We start from the raw sequence: 12,443 nt of genomic DNA, 5'->3' as shown, positions 1-12,443 counted from the left end.
GATGGCGGCCATGGACGCCTTCATCGACCGGCTCGACCCCGACATGTGCGTCGTCACCGTGGCCGTGGACGGCGACCGGGCGGGCTGTCTGGTCGGATTCGCCTCCCAGTGCTCGATCCGGCCCGTGCGCTACGTGGTGTGGCTGTCGAAGGCCAACCACACCTACCGGGTGGCCCGCGCCGCCGACCGCCTCGCCGTCCATCTGCTCACCCGTGAACAGCACGGCCTCGCCGAGCTGTTCGGCGGGGAGACGGGAGACCGGACGGACAAGTTCGCCCGGGTCCGCTGGCGGGAGGAGGCCGGCGGGGCCGTCGTACTGGAGGATGCGGCGGCCTGGTTCGTCGGCACGGTCGTCCTGCGCGCCGACGGCGGTGACCACGTCGGGTTCGTCCTGGAGCCGGAGGCGTGGGGCGAGCGCGCCGACACCGACGGCGCACCGCTGCTGCGGCTCTCCGACGCGACCTCGATCTCGCCCGGTCATCCGGCGGACTGAGCCCGCGGGAAGCACGGGCCGGGTTCCGGCGGCCTCAGTCCGGCACGGCCGGCACCCGGATGTCCAGGACGCAGACGTCGTCCCGCCGGTCGTCCGCCAGAACCGAGGTCAGCAGCGGGACCAGGGAACCGGGCTCGTCCGTGCGATGGGTCGTGACGGCTGCGGCGAGCCGGTCCAGGCCGGGGTCGATGCCCTCCGAGGGCCGCTCGACCAGACCGTCCGTGTAGAGCAGGACGCGGTCGCCCGGTTCCAGGACGCAGCGTGCCTCCTCGAAGCCCGGATCGGAGCACGCCCCCAGCAGCATGCCGACCGGGCGGTCGAGATAGTGCGCCTCGCCGCCGCGCACCAGGAGCGGTGGTGGATGACCGGCCTGGGCCCACACCAGGCAGCGCGCGGCGAGGTCGTAGCGGGCCAGCACCATGGTGGCGGTGCCGTGGGAGTCGCGTGAGTGCAGCAGCAGGGTGTTCAGGCGGGCCAGCGCCCCCGTCAGCGACGAGCCGGTGATCACCATGCCCTTGGCGGTGAAGCGCAGTTGGGCCATCGTGGCCACGGCGTCGATGCCGTGCCCGGCGACGTCGCCGACCACGAACAGGGCGTCGCCGTCGGGCAGTTCGATGGCGCTGAACCAGTCGCCGCCGACGTGGATCCCCGACTGGGCCGGCAGATACGCCACTTCGACCCGCAGCCCGGCGAGGTCGACCGGCCGGGTGGGCAGGGGCAGCAGCGCGTGCTGGAGCCGGGCGGCCAGGGTCCGCTCGGCGCGCAGCACGCCGTGCTGGGTCACGATCGCCTGCTCGCTCTCGACGAGGGCGAGTTCGGCGCTGCGCTGCGCGGTGAGGTCCTGGACGAAGCCGTGCACCTCGACGGGCCTGTTGTCGGTGTCCGGCACCACCTCGGCGACCATCCTCAGGTGCCGGACCTCGGCCCCGGACCGGATCCGGAACGGGATGTCGAACTGGCGCCCAGCACGCACGAGTTCGTGCACGGCACGGGCCAGCATCGGGGCGTCCTCGGGCAGCGCGAGGGTTGGCAGGTCGGCGAGGCGGACCGGCCCCAGCGCGGGATCCCGGTTCAGCACGAGGAACGCCTGGGAGGACCAGCTGCCCTCGTCGGTGACCAGGTTCCAGTTCGCCCAGCCGAGGTTGCCCAGCCGCTGCACGTCCGCCAGGCGCTGCTCCTGCCGGTCGGAGGAGCCCTGCCGGACCCAGGTGAGGACCAGGGCGCCGCCCAGCCGCGCCGAGTGAATCGCGTACGTGGACAGTTCGGCGGTGCCGTCCACGACCTCCTGGTAGGCGAACGGCTCGCCCTCGAACGGTTCTCCCGTGGTCAGCGTGTGCAGGCAGCCGTGCCAGACCGCCTCGTCCGCCATGCTCGGGAAGCACTCCAGGATCCGTCGGCCGAGCAGCTGTCTGCCGGTGCGCCCGACGACGTCGACCGCTTCCTTGGTGGCGGCGTCGATCCGGTAGTCCTCGACCTCCCCCGACGCTCCGCGCAGCGGCGTCAGCAGCATCGTCGAGCCCGGCAGCGAGTCGAAGACGGGTTGGGCGTCGGCGGCCGCGGCACGGGCGCTGTGCTCCGGACGGGCGCCGAGGGAGCGCAGCCAGCCGGCACACAGCCGGGTGACGGCCCGCAGGAGCTGCCGGGCCTGCGGCGAGAACGGTCCGCTGCGGGTGCGCAGGACCCCGATGCAGACCTCGGCCCGGTCGCCCGTCGGCACCGGAAGCCAGGCGCGGGACAGCCAGCGCTCGGGAGGGTCACCGATGAGCAGGAATGTCTCCCGGTCCGTCGCGAAGTCCTCCAGCCAGCGGGGCTCGCGGGCCCGGAGCGCCTCGATCGGGGTGATGCCGCTCAGCGGAGGCACCCGCGCCCATTGGGTGGCCAGGGTGTCGTCGACTCCCGCGTGACTGATCAGCTCGAGTCCGCCCACGGGCATGGCTCGGAAGATCAGGAGTGCGTCGGCGTCGACGTCCACCGCCAGCTCCGCCAGGAGGCAGCCGGCCAGGTCGTGGGGCGTGACGACGTGCACGAGGGACTTGCCCAGGCGGCCGAGTGCGGCGAAGCCGTCGTCGACGTCCGGGGTGTCCCGGTCGGCGGGGACGCCGGTGACCGGCCGGGCGGACTGCGGACCGGCGGGGCCGGGGACCGCGGACAGGGTGGCGCAGGGAAGACCTGGGTCGTGGCCGGGGTCCGGGGTGGCGTCGGGCAGCGCAGGTACCAGGGTGCCCAGGGTGATCCAGCACTCCTCCAGCAACGTGCGGTTGGCGGCCTTGGCGCGCTGGATCATCTCCTCGCCCGCGGCGTCCGGAGTGCACCCGGTGAGCGCCATGAGGACACCCTTGGCCTGCTCGAGTACCGCCGAGGTGGCGGTCTGGTCCCGCAGCCGGTCCATTTCGGCACGCTGTCTGGCCACGACCTTGGCCAGCGCGGCCATGTCGGGCGTGGTACCGGCGTGCGAAGGGCCGGCGGGCTCGCTCGTCACGCGTTGAGCATCGCACATACGGCATACGGCGATCGCGCTCTTGTGGACACATATCCCACACACAGGTGACACCCCCGGTTGGCGGCACCGGCCGCCCCTCGGGTTCGCCACGGACTCAGTGGTCGGGCGGTGGGTACAGCCACCTTCGCAGCAGCCGGCTCAGCAGGGGCATCACCAGATATGTCAGCACCGGCAGCAGCACCACCGGGAACACCGCGGCCCGCAGGGGCAGGGGCCAGGCCGCCGTGCGGGGTGCCGCCAGCCACTGGATCAACAGGGTGCACGGAAAGGCGCCGAGGAACGTGGTGAGGACCATCTTCCAGCGGACCGGGGGACGCACGGTGGTGCCGGGCAGGCTGAACCAGGTCTCCAGCCCCGTGGTCGACTGCCGTTCGCTGCCGAGCTCCGCGGCGATGTCCTCGATCCGTGCGTGCCAGGCCGCCCGCTCCGCCGACTCCAGCCAGGCGGTGAGCCGGTGCGCGTCGGACCAGCGCAGCACCGCGTGGAAGCGGTGCCCGCCCTCGGGGCGCAGCCAGGACACCCCCTCGTTGCCGGGGAAGCGTCGTGCGCAGCGGGTGATCCCGCGCGTCCAGCGCTCGAACTCGCGCTCGTGGCCGGGACGCACCTCCCACGTGAGAACCGTGGTGACCGGGTCACCACGCCGTACTTCGGTGGTACTCATGCTCACCATGGGTCCCACGTGGGGCCGGGATCATGCCTGCGCGGCGGTCAGCGGCCGTGGTGGTGCTCGACCAGGGCCTGGGTCACCTCGCGGACGCTGCGGGCGATGTGCTGGAGCTGAAGGAGTTCCGCCGCGTACAGCTTGATGGTGTGTTCGATGACCGACTCCGGCAGACCGAGCCCGGGCAGATCGGCCCGGGAGGTCTGGAGCGCGGTGCGGGCGACCCGGATCTCGTGCTGGACCTGGATCTGCGCGTGCCGGGCGAGCAGCACCGGGTGCCGCATCAGCGCCGGGTAGCTCGCGTACCGCGCGGGCACCAGTTCGCGCAGCCACTTGGCGGCCGAGCGCTCCCAGTCGTAGCTGCCGGGGGCCTTGACCTGGCAGGGCCAGTCCGGGCCGAGGCGGGTGGTGGTCCGCGTGGTCGTCAGGGTCATGGTCATCGCTTCCGGGTGTGCGGCGTCGTGTGGGTGGTCCGACGGATTGGGCGGCCCCGGTCTAGGGGATGACCGGGGCCGCCATGGGCTCGCGTGCAGGCGAGGCCCTACCGAACACCCCGGGCGCCGACGCGGGTAGGTGACGACGGCTCGGGATGTCCGTACTGGAGCCCTGGAAGGCGGAACGGCGGGGCCTGCGCGGCGGATGGTGCAGCGTGCGCATGGGCGGACCGTCGGCTTTCTCGGGCGGTGCGGGGTGAGGATGGGGACGGGGGTGCGGAATCGGCCCGGAGCGGTCCGGGGTGATCCGTGAGCAGTATTTATATATGCCGTCCGCTTTGCAAGGAGTATGAAAACATTCACGCTCGACTTGTTGCGGATGATCCCGTTGTGACGCCTGTCGGCCGCAGTCAGTCCCTGAGGAAGAACTGGTGCAGGTCGGAGATCTGCTCGTACTCCTCGAGCCGCGCCTGGGTGCGCTCGGGATCGGCGTCGGTCATGGCCTGGAGCAGGGCGGCGGCGATCACACCGGGTGCCGCGTAGGAGTCGAAGACCAGGCGGGAGCCCGTGCCGGTGGTGAACAGGACGTCCGCCTCGTCGGCCACGTGCCCGAGCGCCAGGTCCGTGACGAGGGCGACCTTCAGGCCGGCGCTACGGGCCACCCGCAGGGCGGTGAGGGTCTCCTGGGCGTGCCGCGGCATCGAGAACGCGAGCACCCAGGTGCCGCCCGCCTCGCGGGACTGCAGGAGGGCGTCGTAGGCGACGCTGCCACCGCGGGTGACCAGCCGTACGTCGGGATGGATACGGCGTGCGGCGTAGGCGAAGTACTCGGCCAGCGACACGGAGATGCGCAGGCCCAGGATGGTCAGCGGGGTCGACTCGGAGAGCTTGCGGCCGAGGTCGATCATCTGGTCGGGGTCGGCGAAGTCGCGGCGCAGGTTCTCCAGGTTCTCGATCTCCGCGTCGACCGCGGCCTGGAGTTCGTTGCCCCGTGACTCCTCGTCCGCCACCGGGCCCCCGGCGAGCGTGTTGAGCGCGATGGCCTGCAGTTTCTCCCGCAGGGCGGGGTAGCCGCTGAAGCCCACGGCCGCGGCGAACCGGGTCACCGAGGGCTGGCTCACGCCGACGCGTTCCGCGAGATCGGTGATGGAGAGGAACGCCGCTTCGGTGATGTGCTCGATCAGGTACTGCGCGATGCGCCGCTGCCCCGGGGAGAGCCGGGGCCGGTCGAAGAGCGTCCTGAGCTGGGAGGCGGGGGCGGCCTCCGTTTCCGGTGCGGTCCTGCCCGAGGTGATCGCGGACGCCTGTGCGCGTGCCTGCTGCGGCGATGGCACCGAAGCGCCTCCTTTGTCTCCCACAGGAAGTCAACATAGCCCACACCCCTGGGCGACCAGCGCTTGCGGGAAAGCGTCCGGCACCCGGCGGAACGGACGGATAGCCGCCCGTCTGACGGGCACCCGCACCTGCGCACGTCCTTCGACGACACCCGAGGAGCAGTCCCGTATGACCGTCCATGAAGCGGACCGGTGCGGCCGGCGCACTGCGTTCGAGGAGGGGCGGGTGGGGCCCGACGACTTCGCCCGGAAGTGACGCCGTACACGAAACCGGATCTATCGGCAGGTGAGAGGGAATGAGCGCGCTGAGCACGCTGGAACAGGCAATGGAGCACGGGTGGGAGGCGCTGTGGGCGCGGATCCTCGGCCGGGAGCCCGTCGAACTCCTCGACGCGCTGCGGCGCGAGTGCGACAGCAACGTGGTCGTGTGCAGTGAGAGCCGGGTGGTGGTCCCGAACGCGTACGACGTGGAACTCGCGGACTTCGCCTACGACGAACTCGCCCGCCGGGACAGCGACGTGGGGCAGGAGCTCACGGACACCCTTGCCCGGCACGGCGAGCGGCACGGATACGAGTGGGCGGGTCCGCTCGCCGTGCACATCACCAGGTCCGACCAGGTGCCCAACGGCCGCTACCGGGTGGCGAGCAGGGCGATGCCGCACGTGAGCGCCGAGGCGTTCCAGCACGCGACCCGCTGAACACGCGCGCGCCGCCTGGGACGGGGTGGTCATCGGCGGTAGATCGTGATCGAGTGGCCGACCTCGTCGACCGGACGGCTGCTGTCGATCAGCTCGGCCAGCCTGCCCTTCGCTTTGGCAACCGAGGAGTCCGAGACCACCAGCAGTCCGCGCACCTCGTCCACTGGCGCCGTGCGGGGATCGGACGCCTCGATGCCGTAGGCGGACGGCACCCCGCTGCCCTTGTAGACGAGCCAGATCCGCTCGTCCGGGTAGCGTTCGCGCAGCCGGTCGGCGAGCCGGCCGAGGTCCTGGCCCCAGTCGACGTTGGAGTCGTGCAGCCGCAGATGGGTGCGGGACGGACCGCCGAACGCCTCGTTGGAGTACGGCAGATAGTAGGGAAAGGCCAGCAGTGAACTGACCGCGACGAACAGCACCAGCGCCCCGGTCACGACCGTCGCCCAGCGTCGGCGCACCGCGAGGACACAGCCGGCTGCCACTGTCAGGAACATGGGCAGGAAGAGCGCGTACCGGGTCCCGAAGTCCCGTGACCCCGTCATCGCCGAGGCCAGCAGCACGCCCGCGGGCACGAGCAGATACGGGGCGGCGGGCCGCAGTCGCCGTACCGCGACCAGCACCACGGCACCGACGGCCCACAGTGCGAGCAGGCCCAGCGGGGTCTTCACCAGCAGTGCGGCGGGCAGGTAGTACCAGAGGTGTCCGGTGTACATCCGCCCGAACAGGAAGCCCTCCCACGGGTAGTTCTCGAAGTGGAACTGCAGACGCATCCCGTCCGCGTAGGCCTGCGGGAACGGCAGCAGGTCGACGAGGATCCCCCGCAGTCCGTGCACCACCGGCACCGGATCCTGGGACGTCCACCGCAGCCGCGGATCCACCACCAGGTACGAGGCCCACACGACGGCGGTCGCGGTCACCGCCACGACGGCCGCCCCCGCGAGCGCCCGCAGCAGCCTCCGGCGCGTTTCGGCGCCCCGGCACGCGCTCCACACCGAGACGGCGGCCAGCCCCAGCAGTACAGGCACCGCCGGCAGCGCGCTCATCTTCGTCGCCAGGGCCGCCCCGAGGGCCAGACCGGCGAGCGCCAGATACGGCCGTGGCCGTACGCGGGCCCGCCACGACAGCCACACCGAGGTGAGCAGGAAGCCGGCCGTCGGCACGTCGAGCGTGGCCAGCGAGCCGTGGGCGATCACGTCGGGGGAGAAGGCGTACAGGGCGAGTGCGGCGAGGCCCGCCGCACGTCCCGCGAGCTCGCGGGCGAAGGCGAACACGACCAGCCCGAACAGCAGCGTCAGCACGATCACCGGGAGCCGGCCCCAGAACATCAGCCGCCAGGGGTCGTTGCCCGACTCGTAGAGCAGATGCGGACCGAGCCCGATCTGGGGGCCGCGGTACGACGTGTCGACGTGCGGGTCGGCGATCGCCACCCCGGCGGCGATGACGAGTTTGCCGAGCGGCGGGTGCTCGGGGTTGTAGCGGATGCCCTGACCGTGCAGGTACCCGGCGGCCGTGGCCACGTAGACGGGTTCGTCGATGGTCGGGGTCTGCTGCACGGCGGTCGTCACCATGGCGGCGGCCATCTGGGCGAGCAGCACGACGACGAGGAGCGCCACCGGCCACCGTCGCGTCGGTCGGGGCCGCTGTTCCTCGTCGCGTGTCCTGGTCCCGGGGGCCGTGTCCAGGACCGTCTGCTGCTCGCTCGCCATCATCCGCCCCGCGGTGACACCGGCCGGGCGGTGGCGGGAGCGATGCGGAGCCACCTCATGAGGGCCACTCTCGCACCGGCTCCCGCCCCGCGGGCGTCACCGCTTCAGGAGTCGTACCGACAGACCTTCCGCCGTGTAGACGGGTACGGCCCGCAGGCTGCCGGAGTTCAGTTCGATGCGGTCGAACCGTCCGCGCAGTCCCTGGGAGGACAGGACCCGGACCGTCTGCCCGGCCTTCGGCGGCCTGTGCGCATCGAGCTGCAGCGACAACACGCTGCCCGCGCCCAGCGCCGCACGCCGCGTCACCTCCAGAACCGGCTCCTGACCGGAGCGCAGGGTGAGCTCCAGCGTGCCGGCCTCCTGGCTGTAGGAGCCGTGGATCTGCAGGGACTTGTGGCCCAGCGTCAGCTTTCCGCCCTGCACGCGCACGTCGCCGTGCCCGAGCGCGTGGGCCGAACCGGCGACCAGGCCACCGTCCTTGAGCACTGTTCCGCCGGTGTACGTGTTGTGGCCGGTCAGCGTGAGCGTGCCGCTGCCCCGCTTGGTCAGGCCGCCGCAGCCGTCGATGTCGTTGCGCCAGCTGTCGGCCGCGTTGAAGCCGCCGGACTTCGCGTCGAGCGTGACGGAGACGTCGGAGTCGAAGGAGGCGTAGGCGTCTGCCGCCGCGAAGAGGTTCAGGCGGCCCCACTGCTCGAAGCCGTCGAGGAGGACGTACCCGGAGGGCAGCGCGGTGGTCCGCAGCACCTCACGGCGCTGTTCGGCGCTCAGGTACGGCTGCCGCGTCTCCAGGAGGACCTCCGCGCCTTTCGGCACGGTGAACGGCTTGCTGCGGCCCTCCCGCTTGAGCACGTAGGTCAGCCGGGGCGTGACAGCGCGCTCGTTGGCCTCGCGGTCCGCGTAGGGGTCGGAAGGGTCCGAGTGGGCGTAGGCGAACAGGGTGTCGGGCGTGGTGCCGGTCTGCTGGGTGAAGTACGCCAGTGCCTGGGCGCGGGCGGCGGCCTTGAGGTCGGCGTTCGCGGGGTCGGCCAGCGTGGCGGCGGTCAGCGCGGTCGCCATGATGCGGCCGCCGAGGACGTCGACCGGGGAGTGCATGCCGGCCAGGATCCGGGTGTGGCTGAGCTCCAGTGCCCGGGTGACCAGCTCCTGGAACCGCTCGGGGACGGCGTAGGCGTAGGCCAGCGAGGCCAGGTGGAAGGCGTTGGTGTGACCGCTGGGGAAGCCGCCGTCGTCCGCCGGGGACGTGCTGCGCTGGCGCAGCAGCTGGGGCGCGACGACCACCTTCGAGTCGTACACCGGGTAGCCGAGCGCGTCCTTCTGCCCGGTGTCGACGACCTGGCTGTCCTCGTTCATGCGCCACGGGCGGGGATACAGATAGGTGTACTTGGACGGGTTGCCCGATGCCCAGTTGCCGCGCACGGTGTCGACCAGTTCGGCCACCTTGCCGAGCGCCGAGTCGTGCGAGCCCGCGCCGAGCGCGGAGCCGGCGGGAGCGTCGGCGGGCACGGCGTCGTCGATGGTGGTGGGGGGAGTGCCGTCGGGCGCGCCGGTGATCGACGTGACCGCCTTGGCGCCCGCCTTGTACAGGCCGGTGAGCGGGCCGAGCCCGGCTATCGTCGAGTAGCTCTGGTGCTGGCGGTCGTAGAGGAACGCCAGCTTCGACTCGGCCGGGGTGCGGCGGGTCGTGACGTCGATGCAGAAGCGCACGTTGGCGCGCAGGATGTCGGGCCGCAGCGGCGTGCCGGTGTTCCAGGCGTCGCCGGTCTTCCACACCTGTGCGAAGCCGCCCAGGGCCCGCACGACCGCGTTGGTCTCGGGCGAGCGGTTCGCCGAGAGGTTGGTCTTGTAGTCGTCGACGAACGCGAGGGTCGCGGTGGCGGCCTTCGCGTCGGCGGCGGCCAGCCAGCTGACGAGGGTCGGCGCGGCCAGGACGCCGGCCGAGGCGCCCAGGGATGTCTTGAGGAACCCCCTTCGTCGCATGGCTCGTTCGGTGACCGGCGCGGGGGAGTGCTGCCCGGCGGAAGACGGCATGGGTGGGCCTCTCTTGAGTTCTGCGGCCGTGCGGCCGGGGAGCTGGTGCGGATGCGACTCATGATGCGCCGGACGACGCGTGCGTCGAATGCGCTTTCTGGAGTACGAGCGAAGATCTACGGGCGAGTCATGTCGGAGTGGAGGAGACTCGGCGACCAGGACATGTCACGCAAGTGAACGGGCCATCGCCACGGCCCCGTCGACCGGCGGCGCGCGCAGGGGCGTCGGCCGGGCCGAGGGCACAGCGGCTGCCAGCGCCGTCACGAAGGCGTCGTAGAGCGAGGGTTGGGCGAGGACGGTACTGCCCGCCACGACCACGTCGTCGACGACCACCCCGCGCGCGGCGAGACGCTCGACGAGCGCGGCCAGGGCACGGCCCGCCTCCGCGATCACGGTGCGGGCCAGGGGGGAGCCGGCCTCGGCGGCGGCGAAGACGGCCGGGGCGTGCCTGCCCCACTCGGCGGAGGCGGCCGTGACATGCTCCAGCGCGGCGCCGAGCGCGGGTACCTCGGGGACGTCGAAGCCGGCGAGCAGACCCAGCGCCAGCGCGTCGGGCTCCTCGCCGCGGTCGTGCGCCGCCCATACGGCACGTACGGCCTCGCGGACGAGACCGGCGGCCCCGCCCTCGTCGCCGAGCAGCGCGCCCCAGCCGCCTACCTGGACCGCGGTGCCGTCGGCGAAGCGGCCCACCGCGACGGAACCGGTACCGGCGACCAGGCCGACCCCCTTGTCCAGCCCCGCTGCCGGGACCAGCAGTTCGGCGTCGCCCACGACCAGCGCGGGCGCGTCGAAGTGCAGTTGGAGAGCGGTGCGGATCTGCGCGCACTGGCGCGGGGTCTCGCAGGCGTGCCCGCCGACGGCGAGGGCGGTCGGGCGGGCGCCCGCGGGAAGCGCGTCGGCGGCGAGCGAGGCCAGCCAGCCGGCGGCGGTCACGGGGTCGTGCGGCCGCCAGCCACTGCTGGAACGGACGTGGTCGGCCACGAGAGTATCGCCCGCGAACGCGCGGAGCTGCGTCTTGGTGCCGCCCACGTCGATGCCGACCACCAGGGGTGCGGTGTCCTGCACGGAACCTCTTTCGTCGATGCGCTGTGTGCTGCGACGGTGGGCGAACCGTGCCTGGAGGCAAGGTAGTTGGAGAACTAGGGAAGCCCCGGGACGGGCCTCTGACGGACCACGGCAGGCGAGTACCGTGACGTTCGTTAGGAAGTTAACTAACGAAGTACAGTGCGTGTCAATAGGCGTCACGCACTCGGCTTCCCCGGCATTCGGCCGGGGGGCCCGACGCGTGCCGCCAGGGCAACCCACCGCTGCCTCCCACCGAACCGATCGGCCCGGGAGGACGGCCCTTGACCTGGGGGAACTGTGGAACACGACGTGGCTAGAGCCCCCCGTCTGACCGAAAGCGCAAACGCCGTATTCACCGTGCTGGCCCAGGCCGGCACCGCGACTCGGCCGCAGCTCGCCAGCCTCGCGCGGCTGTCCAAGCCGACGGTCTCCGCCGCCGTCGCCGAACTGGAGAGTGTCCAGCTCGCCGCCCATTCCGGCACCTCCTCCGGCGCCACTGGCCGCAGCGCCGCCGTATACCGCCTGGGCCCGGCCTCGGGTGCCGTCCTCGCCGTCGACCTCGGGCCCGCCGTCACCAGGGTTCGCGCATGCGCCCTGGACGGCACCCTGCTCGCCGAGGCCACCGGCCCCCGGGCCGAGGCCGCCGACGTGGTGCGCGAGGCCCTGTCCGCGCTGCCCGCCGACGCCCCGCTGCGCACCATCGTCGTGGCCGTCGGCGACGTCACCGCCCCGCAGCGGATGCGCCCCGCCACGGCCAAGGCCGGCCCCGTCTTCGACGCGGTGACCGTCGCACTGCCGCCCGGGGTGCCCGTCCACCTCGAGAACAACGTCAACTGCGCCGCGCTCGCCGAACTCCACGAGGGCGCGGCCCGCGGCCGCCACACCTTCGGCTACCTGCGGATCGGCGTCGGTATCGGTCTCGGCATCGTCGTAGGAGGACAGGTGCTGGCCGGGGCCAACGGCGCCGCCGGAGAGGTCGCCCGGCTGCCCTACCCCTGGGACGACACCCTGGAGCCCCGCCACGAGGCCCTGGAGGAGTACATCGGCGCCCGCTCCCTGCTGCGCCGGGCCGCAGCGGCCTGGCCGGATTCCGACGGCCCCTGCCCCCGCACCGCCGAGCGGCTCTTCGCCCTCGCAGGGCAGGGTGACGCCACGGCCCGCGCGATCGTCGACCGGCACGCCGTGGACGTGGGCCGGCTGGCCGCCGCGGTGACCGCCGTACTCGATCCGGGACTGCTCGTGCTGGGCGGCAGCACGGGCGCGTACCCGCAGCTCCTGGCCGGTGTGCGGGCCGAGCTGGAGCGGCTGAGCTGGCCCACCGAGGTGATCAGCAGTCAGGTCGGTGATCTCGGCACGGTCGTGGGCGCCGCCCGCCTCGCGGTCGCCCGAGGAGTCCAAACCGTGACCCAGGTGGCGCGGACGAAGGATTGACGGTTTCGGACTCGGTCTGCCAATGTCCGGACAAGCGCTTTCTAAGTCGGCCGGGACGTCGACTTGAGCGAGCGTCCCGCCCGTACTCGACGTACG

Annotated in this window: 10 protein-coding genes; 3 read left to right on the top strand and 7 right to left on the bottom strand. The window is 72.3% G+C overall.

Translation table 11 applies throughout. The features are described 5' to 3' along the window. The first annotated feature begins 1 nt into the window (after position 1). Positions 2 to 493, top strand: coding sequence for a flavin reductase family protein (locus ACFYRX_RS05925; protein ID WP_389097076.1), 492 nt, complete (start codon positions 2 to 4; stop codon positions 491 to 493). A gap of 34 nt (positions 494 to 527) precedes the next feature. Here ACFYRX_RS05925 and ACFYRX_RS05920 read toward each other — a convergent pair whose 3' ends face one another. The 4 genes from ACFYRX_RS05920 to ACFYRX_RS05905 form a co-directional block, all read right to left on the bottom strand. Beyond that, complete coding sequence (locus ACFYRX_RS05920; RefSeq protein WP_389097571.1) at positions 528 to 2,924, bottom strand: SpoIIE family protein phosphatase; 2,397 nt, start codon at positions 2,922 to 2,924, stop codon at positions 528 to 530. A gap of 163 nt (positions 2,925 to 3,087) precedes the next feature. Beyond that, on the bottom strand, positions 3,088 to 3,654 hold the full coding sequence (locus tag ACFYRX_RS05915; RefSeq protein ID WP_389097075.1) for an antibiotic biosynthesis monooxygenase: 567 nt from the start codon (positions 3,652 to 3,654) through the stop codon (positions 3,088 to 3,090). A 47-nt stretch (positions 3,655 to 3,701) separates the two neighbouring features. Beyond that, positions 3,702 to 4,094 carry a hypothetical protein gene (locus tag ACFYRX_RS05910; RefSeq protein ID WP_389097074.1) on the bottom strand — a complete coding sequence of 131 codons (393 nt, stop codon included), beginning with the start codon at positions 4,092 to 4,094 and terminating at the stop codon, positions 3,702 to 3,704. A 404-nt stretch (positions 4,095 to 4,498) separates the two neighbouring features. Then, positions 4,499 to 5,422: a MurR/RpiR family transcriptional regulator gene (locus ACFYRX_RS05905; protein WP_389097073.1), complete on the bottom strand. Its 924-nt coding sequence runs from the start codon at positions 5,420 to 5,422 to the stop codon at positions 4,499 to 4,501. A gap of 296 nt (positions 5,423 to 5,718) precedes the next feature. Here ACFYRX_RS05905 and ACFYRX_RS05900 point away from each other — a divergent pair, with 296 nt between their 5' ends. Beyond that, positions 5,719 to 6,120, top strand: a complete 402-nt coding sequence (locus ACFYRX_RS05900; protein ID WP_389097072.1) for a DUF3662 domain-containing protein — start codon at positions 5,719 to 5,721, stop codon at positions 6,118 to 6,120. Positions 6,121 to 6,149: 29 nt separating this feature from the next. On the opposite strand, the gene ACFYRX_RS05895 is transcribed toward ACFYRX_RS05900, so the two are convergent. From ACFYRX_RS05895 to ACFYRX_RS05885, 3 genes are all read right to left on the bottom strand, one after another. Beyond that, complete coding sequence (locus tag ACFYRX_RS05895; RefSeq protein ID WP_389097570.1) at positions 6,150 to 7,826, bottom strand: phospholipid carrier-dependent glycosyltransferase; 1,677 nt, start codon at positions 7,824 to 7,826, stop codon at positions 6,150 to 6,152. Positions 7,827 to 7,919: 93 nt separating this feature from the next. Continuing rightward, entirely contained in the window at positions 7,920 to 9,851 is a 1,932-nt protein-coding gene (locus ACFYRX_RS05890; protein ID WP_389097071.1) for a phosphatase PAP2 family protein, read from the bottom strand. Between the two features lie 165 nt (positions 9,852 to 10,016). After that, a complete protein-coding gene (locus tag ACFYRX_RS05885; RefSeq protein WP_389097070.1) occupies positions 10,017 to 10,916 on the bottom strand; it encodes an N-acetylglucosamine kinase in 900 nt (299 codons plus the stop codon). A gap of 309 nt (positions 10,917 to 11,225) precedes the next feature. On the opposite strand from ACFYRX_RS05885, the gene ACFYRX_RS05880 reads away from it, so the two are divergent. Beyond that, positions 11,226 to 12,347, top strand: coding sequence for an ROK family protein (locus ACFYRX_RS05880; RefSeq protein WP_389097069.1), 1,122 nt, complete (start codon positions 11,226 to 11,228; stop codon positions 12,345 to 12,347). Positions 12,348 to 12,443 lie beyond the last annotated feature (96 nt).

The sequence above is a fragment of the Streptomyces sp. NPDC005374 genome, assembly GCF_042872225.1.
Lineage (GTDB): Bacteria > Actinomycetota > Actinomycetes > Streptomycetales > Streptomycetaceae > Streptomyces.
This window is presented reverse-complemented; position numbering and strand designations above follow the sequence as displayed.

Excerpts from the sequence above, each read along its gene's own strand:
- ACFYRX_RS05915 (WP_389097075.1), bottom strand. The coding sequence starts at position 3,654 with ATGAGTACCACCGAAGTACGGCGTGGTGACCCGGTCACCACGGTTCTC.
- ACFYRX_RS05895 (WP_389097570.1), bottom strand. The coding sequence starts at position 7,826 with ATGATGGCGAGCGAGCAGCAGACGGTCCTGGACACGGCCCCCGGGACC.
- ACFYRX_RS05890 (WP_389097071.1), bottom strand. The coding sequence starts at position 9,851 with ATGCCGTCTTCCGCCGGGCAGCACTCCCCCGCGCCGGTCACCGAACGA.
- ACFYRX_RS05910 (WP_389097074.1), bottom strand. The coding sequence starts at position 4,094 with ATGACCATGACCCTGACGACCACGCGGACCACCACCCGCCTCGGCCCG.
- ACFYRX_RS05900 (WP_389097072.1), top strand. The coding sequence starts at position 5,719 with ATGAGCGCGCTGAGCACGCTGGAACAGGCAATGGAGCACGGGTGGGAG.
- ACFYRX_RS05925 (WP_389097076.1), top strand. The coding sequence starts at position 2 with ATGGCGGCCATGGACGCCTTCATCGACCGGCTCGACCCCGACATGTGC.
- ACFYRX_RS05920 (WP_389097571.1), bottom strand. The coding sequence starts at position 2,924 with ATGGCCGCGCTGGCCAAGGTCGTGGCCAGACAGCGTGCCGAAATGGAC.